Origin of the sequence: Mesorhizobium sp. M0904, assembly GCF_040319475.1 — a bacterium.
GTDB lineage: Bacteria > Pseudomonadota > Alphaproteobacteria > Rhizobiales > Rhizobiaceae > Mesorhizobium.
The window spans coordinates 170,418-186,831 of record NZ_JAMYOC010000008.1 but is presented as its reverse complement, the minus strand read 5'-3'; the positions used below and the strand labels follow the sequence as shown (position 1 = coordinate 186,831).

Annotated in this window: 15 protein-coding genes; 9 read left to right on the top strand and 6 right to left on the bottom strand. The window is 60.7% G+C overall.

From position 1 onward, the window contains the following. The first annotated feature begins 139 nt into the window (after positions 1 to 139). Together pyrG and NKH80_RS11260 are read left to right on the top strand one after the other, a co-directional pair. Complete coding sequence (gene pyrG / locus NKH80_RS11265; protein WP_352478901.1) at positions 140 to 1,768, top strand: CTP synthase; 1,629 nt, start codon at positions 140 to 142, stop codon at positions 1,766 to 1,768. Between the two features lie 10 nt (positions 1,769 to 1,778). Beyond that, positions 1,779 to 2,318, top strand: coding sequence for a DUF1697 domain-containing protein (locus tag NKH80_RS11260; RefSeq protein WP_352507306.1), 540 nt, complete (start codon positions 1,779 to 1,781; stop codon positions 2,316 to 2,318). Positions 2,319 to 2,347: 29 nt separating this feature from the next. Here NKH80_RS11260 and NKH80_RS11255 read toward each other — a convergent pair whose 3' ends face one another. From NKH80_RS11255 to NKH80_RS11235, 5 genes are all read right to left on the bottom strand, one after another. Then, positions 2,348 to 3,805, bottom strand: a complete 1,458-nt coding sequence (locus NKH80_RS11255) for an NCS1 family nucleobase:cation symporter-1 (protein WP_254817290.1) — start codon at positions 3,803 to 3,805, stop codon at positions 2,348 to 2,350. A 127-nt stretch (positions 3,806 to 3,932) separates the two neighbouring features. Beyond that, positions 3,933 to 4,775 carry a trehalose-phosphatase gene (gene otsB / locus NKH80_RS11250; protein WP_352507304.1) on the bottom strand — a complete coding sequence of 281 codons (843 nt, stop codon included), beginning with the start codon at positions 4,773 to 4,775 and terminating at the stop codon, positions 3,933 to 3,935. Then, positions 4,772 to 6,553 (bottom strand): alpha,alpha-trehalose-phosphate synthase (UDP-forming), encoded by a 1,782-nt coding sequence (locus NKH80_RS11245; protein WP_254817288.1) that lies wholly within the window; start codon positions 6,551 to 6,553, stop codon positions 4,772 to 4,774. Before NKH80_RS11245 ends, otsB begins: the two co-directional genes overlap by 4 nt. A gap of 175 nt (positions 6,554 to 6,728) precedes the next feature. Beyond that, entirely contained in the window at positions 6,729 to 8,891 is a 2,163-nt protein-coding gene (locus tag NKH80_RS11240; RefSeq protein WP_352478897.1) for an amylo-alpha-1,6-glucosidase, read from the bottom strand. Positions 8,892 to 8,939: 48 nt separating this feature from the next. Next, positions 8,940 to 10,001, bottom strand: coding sequence for a glycosyltransferase family 4 protein (locus tag NKH80_RS11235; RefSeq protein WP_352507303.1), 1,062 nt, complete (start codon positions 9,999 to 10,001; stop codon positions 8,940 to 8,942). A 254-nt stretch (positions 10,002 to 10,255) separates the two neighbouring features. On the opposite strand from NKH80_RS11235, the gene NKH80_RS11230 reads away from it, so the two are divergent. Continuing rightward, the gene (locus tag NKH80_RS11230) at positions 10,256 to 10,558 is read left to right on the top strand and encodes a DUF982 domain-containing protein (RefSeq protein ID WP_352507302.1); all 303 of its coding nucleotides are present in this window, start codon (positions 10,256 to 10,258) and stop codon (positions 10,556 to 10,558) included. Here NKH80_RS11230 and NKH80_RS11225 read toward each other — a convergent pair. Beyond that, complete coding sequence (locus tag NKH80_RS11225) at positions 10,540 to 10,770, bottom strand: hypothetical protein (protein WP_352507301.1); 231 nt, start codon at positions 10,768 to 10,770, stop codon at positions 10,540 to 10,542. The genes NKH80_RS11230 and NKH80_RS11225 overlap by 19 nt on opposite strands. 58 nt (positions 10,771 to 10,828) lie before the next feature. On the opposite strand from NKH80_RS11225, the gene NKH80_RS11220 reads away from it, so the two are divergent. The 6 genes from NKH80_RS11220 (at position 10,829) to NKH80_RS11200 (ending at position 16,410) form a co-directional block, all read left to right on the top strand. Continuing rightward, positions 10,829 to 11,164 (top strand): hypothetical protein, encoded by a 336-nt coding sequence (locus NKH80_RS11220; protein WP_352991579.1) that lies wholly within the window; start codon positions 10,829 to 10,831, stop codon positions 11,162 to 11,164. A 450-nt stretch (positions 11,165 to 11,614) separates the two neighbouring features. Next, a complete protein-coding gene (locus NKH80_RS11215; RefSeq protein ID WP_352507299.1) occupies positions 11,615 to 11,776 on the top strand; it encodes a hypothetical protein in 162 nt (53 codons plus the stop codon). A 247-nt stretch (positions 11,777 to 12,023) separates the two neighbouring features. Further along, positions 12,024 to 12,248 (top strand): hypothetical protein, encoded by a 225-nt coding sequence (locus NKH80_RS11210; RefSeq protein ID WP_352507298.1) that lies wholly within the window; start codon positions 12,024 to 12,026, stop codon positions 12,246 to 12,248. Positions 12,249 to 13,202: 954 nt separating this feature from the next. After that, positions 13,203 to 13,514, top strand: coding sequence for a DUF6894 family protein (locus tag NKH80_RS30100; protein WP_502896086.1), 312 nt, complete (start codon positions 13,203 to 13,205; stop codon positions 13,512 to 13,514). Positions 13,515 to 13,843: 329 nt separating this feature from the next. Next, entirely contained in the window at positions 13,844 to 14,386 is a 543-nt protein-coding gene (locus NKH80_RS11205; RefSeq protein WP_352991577.1) for a class I SAM-dependent methyltransferase, read from the top strand. 236 nt (positions 14,387 to 14,622) lie between these two features. Continuing rightward, positions 14,623 to 16,410: an ABC transporter ATP-binding protein gene (locus tag NKH80_RS11200; RefSeq protein ID WP_352688353.1), complete on the top strand. Its 1,788-nt coding sequence runs from the start codon at positions 14,623 to 14,625 to the stop codon at positions 16,408 to 16,410. Positions 16,411 to 16,414: the final 4 nt, after the last annotated feature.

Below are 16,414 nucleotides of genomic sequence, written 5' to 3'. Positions count from 1 at the left end.
CAGATCGTGCCAAAAGGGCCGGCCTCGCCGGCCCTTTTGTTTTGATACGCCAACGACCAGAGCGCCTTCTTGGGAAAAAGCCTTCGCGGCGGTTTTTTCTCTGGCGGAATCAATTCGGCCGCGTTAAGCGATGACTCCCATGGCGCGATATGTATTCATCACAGGCGGCGTGGTTTCCTCACTTGGAAAAGGCATTGCTGCGGCGGCCCTTGGGGCTCTCTTGCAGGCGCGGGGCTATCGCGCACGCATCAAAAAGCTCGATCCCTATCTCAATGTCGATCCCGGCACGATGTCGCCCTATCAGCACGGCGAAGTCTTTGTGACCGATGACGGGGCCGAGACCGATCTCGATCTTGGCCATTATGAGCGCTTCACCGGCCGCTCGGCCAACCAGCAAGACAACATCACCACCGGCCGCATCTATAAGAACATCATCGAGCGCGAGCGGCGTGGCGACTATCTCGGCGCCACCGTGCAGGTCATTCCGCACGTCACCGACGAGATCAAGAACTTCGTCCTCAACGGCAATGACGATTACGATTTCGTGCTGTGCGAGATCGGCGGCACCGTCGGCGACATCGAAGCGATGCCGTTCCTGGAGGCGATCCGCCAACTCGGCAACGACCTGCCGCGCAACAACGCCGTCTACGTCCACCTGACCTTAATGCCTTACATTCCGACCGCGGGCGAACTGAAGACCAAGCCGACGCAGCATTCAGTCAAGGAGTTGCGCGGCATCGGTATTGCACCCGACATACTGCTGGTCCGCGCCGACCGGCCGATCCCCAAGGAAGAGCGCAGAAAGCTGTCGTTGTTCTGCAATGTCCGCGAAAGCGCCGTCATCCAGGCGCTCGACGTCCCGCACATCTACGACGTGCCGATGGCCTATCACAATGAAGGGCTGGATTCGGAAGTGCTGGCCGCCTTCGGCATCGATCCGGCGCCGAAGCCGCGCATGGAACGGTGGCAAGCGGTGTCCAACCGCATCCACAATCCGGAAGGCGAAGTGACCATTGCCGTCGTCGGCAAATATACCGGCCTCAAAGACGCCTACAAATCGCTGATCGAGGCGCTGTCGCATGGTGGCCTCGCCAACCGGGTGAAGGTCAAGCTCGACTGGATCGAAAGCGAGATATTCGAGAAGGAAGACCCGGCGCCATGGCTGGAGAAGGTCCATGGCATTCTCGTCCCCGGCGGTTTTGGCGAGCGCGGCTCGGAGGGCAAGATCCTGGCGGCGAAGTTCGCGCGCGAGCGCAAGGTGCCGTATTTCGGCATCTGCTTCGGCATGCAGATGGCCTGCATCGAGGCGGCGCGCTCGCTGGCCGGCGTCGAGCACGCATCATCGACCGAGTTCGGCCCGACCGAGGAGCCGGTCGTCGGCTTGATGACCGAATGGCTGAAGGGCAACATGCTGGAAAAGCGCAGGGAAACCGGCGACCTTGGCGGTACCATGCGGCTTGGTGCCTACCAGGCCGACCTCGCCAAGGGATCGAAGATCGCTGCGATCTATGGCGATACCCAGATTTCCGAACGCCATCGTCACCGCTACGAGGTCAATGTCGACTACAAGGAGCGGCTCGAGAATTGCGGCCTGGTGTTTGCCGGCATGTCGCCGGACGGCGTGCTGCCGGAAACGGTCGAATATCCAGACCACCCCTGGTTCATCGGCGTGCAGTACCATCCCGAGCTGAAAAGCCGGCCGCTCGATCCACACCCGCTGTTTGCCAGCTTCATCGAAGCGGCGGTAGAGCAGTCGCGTCTGGTCTAAACAGCCGCCCATGCAAACTTACGTCGCGCTGCTCTATAGCATTGTTCTGGGCGAGGGGCGGCGGGTCGTCATGTCCGATCTGAAGGCGATGGCCGAAGGCCTGGGCCTGAATAACCCGCGCACGCTGGTGGCGACCGGCAATCTTGTTTTCGAGGCGCAAGAAACAGAACTTGCGGCGTTGGAGCAGCGGCTGGAGGCGGCGTTCGTAAAGACTTTCGGCCGCCACGTGGACATCATCGTGCGCCGCGCCGACTGCTGGCTGGGGCTGGCGGCCGGCAATCCGTTCCCAGCCGAATCGGCTGAGGCCGCGGACCAGGTGGCGGTGCGCGTGATGCGGGCGCCCGTTCGCGACGAGGCCGCCGCGGCGCTTGAGGCCTATGCCGGCAAGGGCGAGAAGCTGCGGATTGTCGGCGGCGACATCTGGATCGTCTTTTCGCGCGAGACGCCGAGTTCGCGGCTGCTTGCAGCGGTCAGTCACAAACGCCTGGGCATCGGCACCTCGCGCAACTGGAACACCGTACGCCGCCTGGCCGAGATGGTCGCAGAATGAACGGGGCGGCTTGCGCCGCCCCGAATCGCTCAAGCTTTGGCTATCCTGGCTCCGGCACCGAGTGCCATCGTGCGCAGCACGTAATAGATGACGCCGGCAATTGCCACGCCGAAGAACCAGCCATAGACGCCCCACCATGACGGCAGCAGGCTGGTGAAGTTGGGCAGGATCGAGGAGAAGACCGCGCCGATACCGGCGGCGATGAAGGCATTGACATGCCAGCCGCCCTGGAAGCGGAATTCGCCATTCTCCCTGTAGAGCGCCTCGACGTCGACCTCGCCCTTCCGGATCAGGTAATAGTCGACCATCATCACGCCGAAGATCGGCCCCATCGTCGCGCCGATGATGTTGACGAACGAGGCAGCACTGCCTTCCCAGGGCGCGAAAGGATAAAGCACAAGCGCTATCAACGCCGCGATGTAACCGCCCTTCTTGAAGTCGATCTGGCGTGGAAAAACGTTGGAGAAGTCAAAGGCCGGCGACACGAAGTTCGCCACCACATTGATGCCGAGCGTCGCCACCGCAAAAGTCAGCGCTGCGAGCGCCGCCAGGAACCAGCTGTCGAACTTCGCCGAGATCTGGTCGGGATGCAGCAGCACTTCGCCATAAACGTCGAAGGCGGCGATCGTGGTGACGCCGGCGACAAGCGAGAACAGGATGAGATTGACCGGCAGGCCCCAGATGTTGCCCTTGCGCAGCGATGCCTTGTCCGGCGCATAGCGGGCGAAATCGCAGAAGTTGAGATAGAGGGCGGAGAAATAGGTCACCCAGATAGCCGCCACCGCAAACAGCGAGGTCCAGGAGCCCGGCGTGCCCGGCACGCCCGCGTCCTTCGTCTTTTCCAGCAGCACATCCATCGGGATGTCGCTGGTGAAGGCGAAGGTGCCTGCCTTGATGCAAAGATAGATGGCCAGGATCAGCATCATCACCCACACCGCCGGTCCGGCCCAATCCTGGAAGCGGCGCACCGTTTCCATGCCCTTCTGGATGATCAGGAGCTGCAGCGCCCAGATGACGGCGAAGCAGATCACCTCGAGCCCGGAGTGGCCGAGGAAATGTGTGCTCTGGTTGAAGTCGGCGAACCACTGCGAGCGGATCAGCAGAGCTACGATCGCGCCTGAGGCAGCCGCCGTCTGCGCGCCGTACCAAAAGCAGGCGACTATGGCGCGCACCAGCGCCGGTATGTTGGCGCCCCAGATGCCGAAGGAGGCACGCGCCAGGACAGGGTAGGGCACCCCGGTCTTCACGCCGGCATAGCCGACCATGTTCATCAATGCATAGATGATCAGCGAACCGATACCGATGGCGATGATGAAGTTGACGAAGCCGCCGCAAAACAGGAACAGGCTGGCCGCCAGATAGTAGCCCCACAGGCTGTGGACATCCGACGTCCAGACGTTGAAGATCGAGAACGGTCCCCAGTTTCGAACCTTCGCCGGGGCGAGATCGTCATTGTACAGGTCCGGTGATGCGCCTTGTATGGTCATTGCTATGTCCTCCCCTCGTTATGGCACGCGCCTCCACGCATGGGAGCAGGTTAAGCCTGACGCAGGGGAACCGGCAAGCAGACGATTTGCCGGCTTTGGCCTTAAAGACATTCAATGAGAACCGCGCTTATCGGCCGGACGATGCCGTGGCTGCGATGTTGATCTTCGCCCTTGATTCGGTCTCTGCCTGCTTGTCGGCCGGTAGAGCACCGGAGACCGCCGATGTCTCGAAACTGGCCTTGAGCCAGGCTATTGCGCCGGTCACGTCGTCGAGGGCATAGTTTGCGGCCGTCGGCCCGTTCGGCTTCACACGGATGGAGATGCCGCCAATTTCATTGATCGCCTCGAAACCGTGTTCGTCCGATGTATCGTCTCCGAGGAATATCGGCCGCCGGCCGACAAAGGGCGGAATGTCCATAAAACGCCGGATGGCTGCACCTTTGACGGCTTCCAGGGGCATGAGCTCGACGCCGGCGTTTCCCGGAAGCACCCGATAACCCTTCGGAAGCCGGGCCAATGCCTGTTCGACGAGCTGGATTGCGGGCGCAAGCAGTTGCGGTGCTGCTCTTGTATGAACGGCAAGGACCGGCCCCTTGCGCTCGACATAGACCTTGCCGCTGCCCAGTTCGGCCTCGATCTCGTCGGCAAGGGCGGCGATGTCGGCCGGCGCGTCGGCGGCATCGATGGGACCCGTCGGCGTCAGCCGGTGCTCCAGCCCATATAGTCCGGCGATCCGCAGCTTCAGCGGATGGAACAGCTTGTCCACGGCGGGGATCGATCGGCCGGTGATGAAAGCGACCGCACCATCCAGCCGCCGCTCGATGCGTCCAAGCAGATTGCGCAATTCCTCGCCGACGAACACCGCGTCGGGATGGGCAGCGTGTTCCAGCAAGGTTCCGTCGATGTCGAGGAAGAGCGCCCATTGCCCTTCCGACAGGTTCAACGCCGGCGGTTGTTCAAAGCTTTTCACGATGCTGCCTTCCGTGCCCGCTCGAACATCGAGATGACGTTGTTGGTGTTCGATGGCGGGCGCTCGCCGGTTCCGGTCACCCTGTCGAGATCGCCGCGTTTGCGCAGGCGCGCGGCGTCCAGCAGCATGCTGCCGGCCCAGCGGTAGACGTTGTTGTCGCGGACCATCTCACGCATCGGCCGCAAACGTTCGCGCTGCTCTTCCGGCGTCATCGTCAGCGCCTGCAACAGCGCCTCGCTCATCATGGCCGCATCGTAGGGGTTAACGATCAGTGCTTCCAGCAGTTCGCGCGACGCACCGGCGAAGGTGCTGAGCAAAAGCACGCCCTGTTCGTCGTCGCGCGCTGCGACGAATTCCTTGGCGACAAGGTTCATGCCGTCATGCAGGCTGGTGACCATGCAGATGTCGGCGGCGCGATAGACCTCGTAGACCTGCTCCTGCCGATGATGTTCGGCGACCATCAGGATAGGACTGTATGTCTCGCTGCCATAGCGCCGGTTGAGCTCGTCGGCATAGCGGCGGCATTCGTCGTGGAGTTGCTGGTAGGCGGGCAATGTCCCCCGGCTCGGCGCCGCGATCTGCAGGAAAACCACCTTGCCTATCCATTCGGGATATTTCGTGAACAATTCGTCCAAGGCATGGAAGCGATCGAGAATGCCTTTCGTGTAGTCGAGGCGCTCGACTCCGATGCACAGTTTGGTATCCGCTGACAGGCCGAATCTGTCGCGGACACGGGCGCGGCACTCCTCGACAGACGGCAGTTTTGCCAGCAATTGGGCCGGCCATTCTATGGAAATGGGATAGGCGTGGACCAATGTGGTCTGCCCACCATAGGAGATTGCCGCGTCTGCCCGTTCGATCCGGCTCTCCAGAAAGCGGTCGACACTTTCGGTGAAGTTGTTGGCATGGAATTGGGTATGAAAGCCGATGATCGAACTGCCGAGCAGTCCCTCCAGGATCCGCTCACGCCACGGACAGATGCTGAACACTTCCGAATTGGGCCAGGGGATATGCCAGAAGGTGATGACTATCGCGTCCGGCAGGCGCTGGCGAATCATGCGCGGCAGCAGCGCAAAATGGTAGTCCTGCACTAGCACGATCGGCCGTTCGTTGCGGGCTTCGGCAACCACCGTATCGGCGAATTTGCGGTTGACGGCCTCGTAGGCGTCCCAGTCCGAGGCGCGAAACACGGGGCGGGTGAAGGCGATATGGCAAAGCGGCCATAGCCCCTCATTGGCGAAACCCAGATAATAGCCTTGATATTCCTCCTCCGTCAGCCAGACCCTGCGCAGCGTGTAGGACGGATTGCCTGGCGGCACCTGCACCCGGTCGTCCTTGTCGACTGTGAGGCGGTCTGCCGTGCCGCCGCCATAGGCGATCCAGGTGCCGGCACAGGCGCGGGTGATGGGCTCGAGTGCCGAAACCAGCCCGCTGGCCGGCACTAAAAGTTGCACGCCGTCATCCTTGATGTTGTGGATGTAGGGTTCGCGGTTGGACACGACGATGACCTGTGCGTCCGGCAGGTCATCGGCCAGGATCTTGCGCAAGGTGTCGGGCGACCACGTGACGAGTGCCGCATCGGCCGATTGGCCGTTCTTTTCGAACTCGCGCAGCACCTTGCGTGCCGCTTCCGACGCGACATCCTCGCTCGGCGTGTATGCGGCCGCCGTTGCGCGGCCGCGGCGCTGGCGGGATATCGATAGGAGAATGGCAAAAGCGGAAAAGCCAAAACTTGCAATCAGCAAAACCCAGAGCAGGTTTACAGTATAATCTGACATCGAATGTGATCTCGCCTCCGGCCGGCCGATAGCCGTTTCTGTTTGTTTTTCTGGTTCGCTGCCGTGTGACGACGACAGCATCCCCCGCTGCCCATTTTGCAACGCACAAAGAGGCTATCGGTTCCGGACGATTGCAATGCCGGGCATCATTTCGATGCGTCGCAGCGCGGCGGCATCAAGTGCGCACGATGAGCGGCACCATCCCCTCATACCGATCGGCGAGAAAGGCGACGACCCGGTCGCCGACACGCTGGAATGTGAGGTCGACCACCGTCGAGCCGACACCCAGATGCCGCAATGTCAGCGTGTCGATGCCGATCGGCAGCCTTGGGCGGGTGACCCGGATTTCGCTCTTCCAGCCGTCGATTTCGAGGCCAAGGCAGGCCTGCATCAGCATGAAGGCCGATCCCGCCGACCAGGCCTGCGGCAGGCACGCGACGGGATAGGCGATCGGCGCTTCGCCCGGCGACCGGGTAAAGCCGCAGAACAGTTCCGGCAGCCGCATGTTGAAATGGACAGCCGATTCGAACGTGCCGCTCATCAGCCGGACCACGCTGTCGCGCACGCCGTAACGTGCCAGGCCGGCACCGCACATGGCGGTGTCGTGCGGCCAGATCGAGCCATTGTGGTAGGACATCGGATTGAAGAATATCGCATCGTCGGCCAGCGTCCTCACTCCCCAACCAGAGTGGAACGACGCGGAGAGCAGCTGATCGGCGACCATCTGCGCCCGTTCCGGCTCGGGCAGCCCGACATAGAGAAGATGGCCGGCATTCGACGTCCGTACCTTGCAGAGCTCGCCTGCACCATCGATCGCCAGTGCATAGAAATTGAGATCGTCCATCCAGAAATGGCGTTCCACCGCGGCGCGCATGGTTTCGGCGCGTTCCTCCCAATGATCGGCCTTGTCGTCCTCGCCGCGGCGGCGGGCGAGCGCCGCCAGCCCACGGAACGCAGCAAAGACGTAGCCTTGCACCTCGACCAGGGCGATCGGCCCCTTGGGCATGCGGCCATCGGCATGGAAGACGGAATCGAAACTGTCCTTCCAGCCCTGGTTGGCGAGGCCGGTCTCGGCGCCGCGCTGGTAGGTAACGAAGCCGGTCGCGCGGCTTGTCTCTTCCGTCCATTCGGCCGCTGCACAGAGCGATGGCCACAGGCTGTCGACGAACGCCATGTCGCCGGTACGATCCGCATAGGCGCAAGCGAGATGAATGTAGAGCGGCGTGGTATCGACACCGCCGTAATAGCGGCCGAACGGGAGCTCCCGCAGCGCCGCCATCTCGCCCTTGCGGGTCTCGTGCATGATCTTGCCCGGCTGCGAATCGCTGAACGGCGACGTTTCGGTTGCCTGATGCTGGGCGAGAAAGGCAAGTACGCCGCGCGCCAGCCCAGGATTCAACCACAGCATCTGCAGTGCGGAAATCACCCCGTCACGGCCAAACGCCGTCGAGAACCAGGGTATGCCGGCATAGGGGTAAGGTCCGGTTGCAAGCTCGGTGGTCAGCAACGCCACGTCTGCGCGCGCGCGTTCGATCCAGTCGTTGAAGACGCGGCCGGAGCTGTGCACCGTCGCGCCGTGGCGGCGTTTGGCGCGCATGCCGAAGCGAGCGCGGGCGGCGGCAGCCCGAAAACGGTCGCGGTCGGGTGTCTCCGCCACCTCCGGGCCGACCTCGATATAGAGGACCTCGCTACTGCGCTTCGTCACCGCAACCAGGAAATCCGCACGGCTGGCGGTCAAATTGTCCGGCGCCTGCGAGAACGAGATCGCCGACAGGCGTACGAGCTGGTCCAGCCCGTCATATCGAAGCACCACGGATGTCGGACTGGTCTCGGCGGCGTGGGCTATTCCGCGCTTGAGCCGGGTCGAACCGCGCACCTCGAACATGTCGCGGAAATCTGCTGCGAAATGCAAGGAAACCCGAATGGCCGACGATTCCTGGCTGTAGTTCGAAAGGGTGATGCGCTCGAACAGCCGGTCCTGCCAAAGCAGCCTGACGCGTTCTATGTGGATCGCGCCCTGCGGAATGTCGCGGCCACCGACACTCTGGATCGGCAGATTGGTCAGGTTCGAGGTGAAAAGCACATTGTCCTGGCTGAGCGATGCGCCCAGCAGCGACATTTGCCGGCCACCGATCGTCAGCCGGAATTCCGAAAGCACACGCGTGTCGTCTCGGAAAAAGCCGTCGCCGGCGCCGCGGATGTCGCCATAAGCGTCGGCCACCGCGAAGCAGTCGCCTTGCTTGAGGGCGAACAGTCGGTGCGGCTCCCGGGGCGCAACCTCGTCGAGCGAGGCAAGGGCTACAGCGGGATCAAGCTTACGCTCGTCGAGTTGATTCATACGTCACAAGCTCTGTCGTTTCGTTTCCAACGTCCACAATGACGCCGATCAGGACGCTCTCGCTTCACCGGGAGTGCCGATCAGGCGCGCATAGGCAGTCACATAGTCGTGGGCCATTCTCGTGGCAGAAAAACGGTTTTCGAATACGGCTCTCACCTGTCGCCTGTCGAGGCGCAGCAATTCCGGTATCGAGGCGACAGCAGCATCGACTGAATCGACAAGGAAACCGGTCACGCCGTGGTCGATGATCTCCGGCAGGGCACCGCATTTCCAGGCGATCACCGGCGTGCCGCAGGCCATAGCCTCTATCGCGGCAAGACCGAACGGCTCCGGCCAATCGATCGGAAACAGCAGGCCGGCCGCCTTGCCGAGGAATTCCGCTTTTCTGTCCTCTTCGATCTCGCCGATGTAGTCGACACGGTCGCCGTCGATCAGCGGCTCGACCGTGTCGTGAAAAAAAGCGCGGTCGTCGTCGCCGATCTTTGCCGCAACCTTCAGTTTCAGCCCGGAGCGCAAGGCGATCTCAATGGCACGGTCCGGCCGCTTGTCGCGCGACAGCCGGCCCAGAAAGGCCAGATACGGCTCGTCCGCATCCGTCTCGAAAGTCGGCTCGTAGATATTGATCGGCAGCCCGTGATGGATGGTCGCCAGCCAATTGGCCGTGGGTAGCCCGGTTCTCTGGCTGCGCGAAATCGAGATCATCGGAAAGCGCGGAAAACGTTCGTAGGCCGGGGCCAGGTCGACATAGTCGAGCCTGCCATGCGGTGTCGTCACCGTGCGGTCAGGTATGTGTTCGAAGAAAGGAAAATGCAGGAAGTGGCTGAGATGGAAATGGATGATGTCGAACTGTTGCGCCCGGTTCCTCACCTCGGCGAGCATCGCGAGATGCGCCGCGGTTTCGGATTTGTGCGGGCGCGGATCGAGACGGAGCGCGCGCTCGCGACACGCCACCAATTTTGCCGATGTCTTGGTATCGCCGCTGGCGAACAGGGTCACGTCATGGCCAAGCTCGACCAATCCCTCGGTCAGATAGGAGACGATGCGCTCCGTCCCTCCATAGAACCGGGGTGGCACGGATTCATGGAGCGGCGCCACATGGGCTATTCTCATGTTTTGGCATTTCCCTCAAACAAGACTGTTCGTGGCATCGAAATGCATCAGCCGCGCTAACGTTCCCGTACCATAGCAAGATGTCATCCAATTGGGGCAAGATGTCATCCGATAGGGGCTGCCGGGCGTTTCCACCGCTGCTCGTCTGGTCCGGCCAACATTTTCCAAGCCAAGCCCTCTTTGCCGGGAACCAAAGCCCGGTTCGCGAGTTTAGTGGGGTTCGATCGCACGCAACCGGTCGACGGGGAGGAACGATGGACCGTTTGCAATTCTTTTCACCTGTGCGGATTTTGCGCGGACAGGGACAGCCCGTGGAGGAGATCGACAGCGTTGCCGAAGCAATGGCATTCTTGCGAAAATGGCCGGCCGGGCGGCGCGGGCCGGTTTACCAGTGCGCCGTGAATTGCTGCGCTGCTGCCATGGCCGGCCGGATGTCGGCCGAGGAAGCGCGAAAGGCTTTTACCGGCTTCGCACGGATCACCCGCCTGCTCGAGGGCGATCGGCCGTTGCCGATGAGCGGCGAGGAGCGGCATCGCGATCACGCGCTGAGGCGATAGGCGCGCCAACTGCCGCAGACCGTCAGATCACGGGTGGCATTCAGCCGGAGCGCCCGATCGGCGACCGACGCGCTTTTGCGAACAGACGCGTTCATGGCCTGCAAATGCACAGGCCAGCTTCTGTCGACGAGCATCGCGACAGCCAGCGCAAGACCAAGCAATCCTGCGGGGCCGGTGAGGGGCGCGGTCGCCGATTTCGGTTGGAGCGTCAAGCTACTACTCCCGTTGTTATGAGGATTGATTGCCGTTGGCGGCCGCCAGGTCGCCGGCATGGGTCAAGTAGAGTGGCCACCGCCGCTGGTACCGCCTGTTCCGCTGGTCGATCCGCCGCCGTTCGATCCGCTGCTGCCGTCGCTCGAACCGCTGGAGCCGCTTGCGCCGCTGCTGCTTGTCCCATCGTTGCCGCCGCTGGACCCGCTACTGCTGCTCGATCCACTTGCGCCGCTAGTGCTTGTGCCGTCATTGCCGCCGCTCGAAGCACCGCTGCCGCTTGATCCGCTGCTGCCGCTCGAGCCACTGCTGCCGCGGATCCGCTGCTGCCGCTCGAACTGCTGGCACCACGCGATCCGCTGCTACTGTTTGAGCCGCCGAAGGGCCCCTTGTTGACATTGTGCGGGGAGGGATGGTTGTTAGCGCCCTCGCTTACATTTTCGCAGCTGCATTTACGCTGATTTTTGGTGCCGAAGGCACTGGGTTCATTACTCGCCATCTGGCAGACCAACCTATGGCAAATCAAAGTCGCTTCGGTTGTCTCGGGCGTAAGGCCCGTGATGACTATTGCGGTTGTCGTGGCCGCCATGGCCTGATCGAGAACCGGAGTAAATTCCGAAAATTTTGCATAGATACCTCGCTTCTGACGCCCCGCTTCTCGGGCTCGCGCCCAAAGCTTCCTCGCTGTCGAGTGGGTGTTTGCAACAGGGCGGCAAACGGATCGCTTACGCCTCAGCGGTCGGGCTCAGGGGCGGCATAGAAAGTTGGACGAAGGGCAGACAATGGTGCCGCATTGCGGTATTTCGACCGGAAAAGGCCAGAGATGCACTTTTGGGGGAATGGATAATGTCGAAACGGCTTAGATTGGTCCTGGGGACTGCCGGCGCAATCGCCGTCGCCATCGTCTGGGGGATCGTCGCGACGTTGATGGGGGTGCCATCGATTCTGATCACCGTAGGAGCGGTCGCTATCGGCGCAGGCATCTACAGCTATCAAAGCCGGAGCTGATCCGGTATCCGGCGACGGCAGCTTAGCCGAAAAATCGCACAGTCGCGGACTGCCTGCGGCAATGTTCAGTGTACGAATATTACCAACGGCAGCGTTCTGGAACGAGTGGCCTCTCGAAGCTATTGTGTGACGGTCCGAGACCCCCGCCTCGGGCTATTGGGTCACCCAGCCGAGTGGTCCGCTGCTACCCAATGGCAGCGGACCTTTCACCCGGAAGACGGACATTGTGCCGAATCGAGGGAGAACGATGGTCGTTGACGAGATTGCAGCGCGGCGCCTGAAAATTCTGATCGAGCAATATATCGAGACCAGGAAGAGGCGCCACGATGAGGTTTCCACCGCAGCGGCTGAGATGGCGATCACGGCTGTCATGCCGAATTGCCCGGTCTCCGGAAAAGCCCTGGACGAAATGATTGCGGCATGTGCGTTCGAGCATGGGCTGGGGGTGCTGTTCGATCGACCTGACGCATGAAGGCCTGAATGCCATGAATCCCGATGTCAAAATCGTACAGTGCTGTCCTGTACGAATCCAACGCTGTTCCTGAGACCGCTCGCGACGACATAAACCAACCAGCCGGAGCAGGCATGCCGAGATATTTTTTCATTTCTGAAACAATGAGGTAGTGTCTCAGTTTGAATTCATTTTTTATCGGGCGGAAGATTGCCCGGCTTCATCTCGAAGGCATCACTGGCTGGCAGCCGCTCCGGCGGCTCCCGCGCCGCCTTGGATACCCAAACTTCGCTTGGGGTAGAATGACCGATCCATTTGCGCCAATGCGAGGCAAGCCAAATTGGCGATATTGCCATTGCGCCCTTTGCCCTCGCTTCCTTCGGCAAATAGACGAGACGTGGCCCGCGCCATAGCCGCTGCACCGGACAAGCCCTAGACCGGATGCTTCGAAGGTTTCAAACAGCATATATTCTCGGATCTCTTCGATTGGTGTTACTGCACGGAAGCGAAACACCGCGCCACGGTAGAGGAGATCGTTTTCATTTAATGAGCTCAGCGTGGTCCAAGTGAGCATCTTTTCTTTGCCTTCGCCGTTGTTCTTCTTGGAGGGGCCGAAGCCGGGCAAGCGTGGGCCGTACAAAAACGCGGCATCTAGCCGTCATCTTCGATAGTGCCGCCGACTTCATTTCGGAGCAATCGCAGCAGGCGCAATACGACTTGATCCTTCGGGTGGTGCCGACCGGTAACATCGACTTGGACATCCCCGTTGGCTTCCAAACTGACGTAGGCGATAGCATCGCCTCCACCGAGTCTGGGTAGCACCCAAGGGTGCCGTTGGCCGGGGAGTTGTCGGTCCAACTCCGCTTCAGTTTGGGCCTTCCCTATTGTCCCAACCAAGAAATATGACTTCATGCATTCTGATAGGCTGACCGGTCTCAAATTTCAAACTGAGACACTACCAACAATGACGGCCGCTTGACGGAAGATTTCGAGGGGCAGGACCTGGATGGCCTGTCTGCCGCCCAGGACAACGCCATGGCTTCGGCCAAGGAAATCCTGGCCGAGGGTCTGCTCAGCGGCAGCCCAGTCCTGACAGACCTTTCCTTCGAAATCTGCGACGAGAACCGGAAGCTGCTTTTCCGATTTCCCTTCTCGGAAGCTGCCGAAAAGGCCGGCGCTCGACCTTGTTGGCCAAAAAGCCCGGCAATGCGGGCGAGCTTTGATCGAGCCTGGCTGAAAAACCGCATCTCGCGGCAAGACGGTCGTTGGTGCAAATCAGCACCATAGGCAAATTAGTAGCATAGCTGCCGGCACAAAGCAAGAACAAACATGGCTTGCCTTGCCGAAAGGGCGTACGTTTCAGGAACTCGAGGGCAGGCCCGGGTAGGGGGCGCCAAGCGACATTGCGGTTTCCAACCGATGTGTCGATCTGTTGGGCTGATGTTCGTCAGCTTCCCGAAACGTCTTCGCAGGATGCTGTGATCAGGAGTTCCTTTCTCCCGCGGTTACGTTTACAGGACATTCTGGACAGTGTCGTTTGCGCGCCAGCAACTGGTCCGGGGCCAAGGCCCAGCGCACAGTCGTCCTCCGTCAAGGAAACCAGTCCGGCGCCGCTTTTGGAGAACAATGATTTGTGGTGGTCAAATAAGCAAAAGAGATTCAAGGGAACGTGGGACGACCGACTGGACGGCCTATTCTCAGCAGAGGTCGACTACGCCGGGAAGTCCATTCTCGATGTTGGCTGCAACATGGGTGTTGTCGCCTATGAGATATCCAAGCTAGGACCGAGTTCGATCCATGGGATCGACATTCTCAAGCCGCATATCAAGACGGCCAGGATGATCTTCCTGGGTTGTCCGGTTCAAAGCCGGTTCGATTGTCTCGATCTTGGCAGCCGGAAGCTGCAAAATGTTCTCCAACCGCAGTATGACATCGTCATGCTGCTGGCGGTCTACCATCACATGCAGTGGAGCCTCGGCGCGGACAAGGCGCGACGCGTGCTGTGCGATATCGCCAGGCGTGCTCAAACGATCGTTGCCCGCGTTCCTCCTGGCAAGGATAGAGAGATGATCGCGGTGCTTTCGGATGTGGGCTTTTCAATCAAAAGCAATCACACCTCGCCTCTTGGAAGCCATCTCATGGTCCTCGCGAAACACTGACCGGGCATAGCGCGGCCGACAGCGAATGGCGCAAGAGCCGCGTGGCTGGGTCCGCTATGCTCGTATGCGAGGAACCGACGGTCGTAAGCCGATGACGTGCAAGGGTCCGGTTCGGCATTGACTGCGGTCGGGAACGAAGCCACAGACAGGTGATCGAAACCGTTTCGCGCTTCAAGACAACACAAAGACCGGACGGGATCGCAACGGGCGGCGACGAGATGATTGCAAAGAAACGAGTGTCAACGGCCCCAGCATATCCGCTGATCAAGCGTCTGATTGGCGAAAATCTGCCGCCGCACAAGATGCTGTATGTGACAGGTTTGCTGTGCTCGATCGCTGCTGCTGCGGCGACCGGGGCAGCGGCCTGGATCATGAAAGTCATGATCAACACCATCTATGTCGAGCGAGACGCTGCCGCTGTATCGGGTATCAGCGTCGTCATTATCGGCATTTTCCTGGTCAAGGGCATAGCTGCCTACTGCCAGACCATCACCACGGGGAAGATTCGCCGGGCTATCGTTTCAGACCTTCAAAACCGTCAATTTTCCCGAATGGTGTATTTCGACATCAGCCGTTTCGCGAACCAGCATCCGGCAAAATTTATCTCCAAGATCATGTTCAACGCGCGCGCCGGGGCGACCGTTATTCTCACCCTCACGAGCAGCGCCGTCTCTGATCTGCTGACCCTGATTGCCTTGGCCAGCGTCATGGTCAAGCAGGACCCGGTAATGTCGCTAATATCCGTGGCGGTTCTGCCGATGCTGTTCCTGTCAGTCGGCGCGATAACCAGGAAGCTCAAGGCGCTGGCGAGGGGCGAGACGGAATTGGCCGCACAGGTCCAGTCGATCGGCACGGAAGCCGTCGAAGGCATCCGCACCATCAAGTCCTTCCAGCTCGAGGACAAGGCGGTTGCCAGCTTTGCAAAGGCCGTCCGCAAGATGGAAAGACGTGGCATCCAGATCAACCGGACGTCAGCATTGATGAGCCCATTGATGGAGACCGGCGGCGGCGTGATCATCGGGCTTTTCGTTATGTACGCCAGCTGGCAGACCCTCGGCAACGGCAAGACGCCCGGCGAATTCATGGCCTTCATTACCGCGTTCCTGCTTGCCTATGAGCCTGCCAAGCGGTTGGCCCGGGTCAATGTCGACATCCAGAAGCAAATGGTCGCCGTCGAACAGATGTATGATTTGATCGACACGCCCGAGCAGCGGCGACTTGCAATCGCGGGCGAGCGCCTGGCCGACGTCGATGGTGGTATCCGCTTTGAAGATGTGGCCTTTTCCTATGACGGCAACAGCCCGGCGCTCGAGGGTGTTTCCTTCGACGTGCGACCTCGTGAGAAGCTGGCGATCGTCGGCCGCTCCGGCGCCGGCAAGACCACCATCGTCAATCTGATCCTGCGCCTGATGGAGCCGGACAAGGGCAGGATCCTGATCGACGGAAAGGACATTTCGAAGATCAGCCTGGCCGACGTTCGCGATAATATCGCACTGGTGTCACAGGACGTCTTCCTGTTCGAAGGCTCGATCCGCGACAACATTCGCGACGGCCGCCCGAACGCCACGGATCAGGAAATCGAGTCCGCTGCGAACCTCGCCCGGGTCACCAGCTTTGCTTCGGCGCTCGAAAACGGGCTCGACACGCTTGTCGGGCCGAGCGGCACCAATCTGTCGGGCGGGCAGAAACAACGCGTCGCCATCGCACGCGCCCTGCTCAAGAATGCTGCGGTAATCGTCTATGATGAAGCGACATCGGCGCTTGACGGTGAAAACGAACGGGCAGTCATGGAGGCAGCCTTCGACAACACATTTCAGCGCACAGTGATCTGCATTGCGCACAGGCTGTCTACAATCAAGGCGGCCGATCGTATTCTCGTATTTGACGCCGGACAGCTTGTCGATGCTGGAACGCATGACCAGCTTGCCAAGCACAGCGAGATATATCGTTCGATATTCCACCTGGAGACGCCCGATCCGATGGTCGAAAGCGGCAAAAAGCTGCGGCAGAGCGTATTGCGCTGAAGGC

Excerpts from the sequence above, each read along its gene's own strand:
- NKH80_RS11220 (WP_352991579.1), top strand. The coding sequence starts at position 10,829 with ATGGGTCAAGTAGAGTGGCCACCGCCGCTGGTACCGCCTGTTCCGCTG.
- NKH80_RS11230 (WP_352507302.1), top strand. The coding sequence starts at position 10,256 with ATGGACCGTTTGCAATTCTTTTCACCTGTGCGGATTTTGCGCGGACAG.
- pyrG (WP_352478901.1), top strand. The coding sequence starts at position 140 with ATGGCGCGATATGTATTCATCACAGGCGGCGTGGTTTCCTCACTTGGA.
- NKH80_RS11235 (WP_352507303.1), bottom strand. The coding sequence starts at position 10,001 with ATGAGAATAGCCCATGTGGCGCCGCTCCATGAATCCGTGCCACCCCGG.
- NKH80_RS11260 (WP_352507306.1), top strand. The coding sequence starts at position 1,779 with ATGCAAACTTACGTCGCGCTGCTCTATAGCATTGTTCTGGGCGAGGGG.
- NKH80_RS11240 (WP_352478897.1), bottom strand. The coding sequence starts at position 8,891 with ATGAATCAACTCGACGAGCGTAAGCTTGATCCCGCTGTAGCCCTTGCC.
- NKH80_RS11245 (WP_254817288.1), bottom strand. The coding sequence starts at position 6,553 with ATGTCAGATTATACTGTAAACCTGCTCTGGGTTTTGCTGATTGCAAGT.
- NKH80_RS11210 (WP_352507298.1), top strand. The coding sequence starts at position 12,024 with ATGGTCGTTGACGAGATTGCAGCGCGGCGCCTGAAAATTCTGATCGAG.
- NKH80_RS11255 (WP_254817290.1), bottom strand. The coding sequence starts at position 3,805 with ATGACCATACAAGGCGCATCACCGGACCTGTACAATGACGATCTCGCC.
- NKH80_RS11215 (WP_352507299.1), top strand. The coding sequence starts at position 11,615 with ATGTCGAAACGGCTTAGATTGGTCCTGGGGACTGCCGGCGCAATCGCC.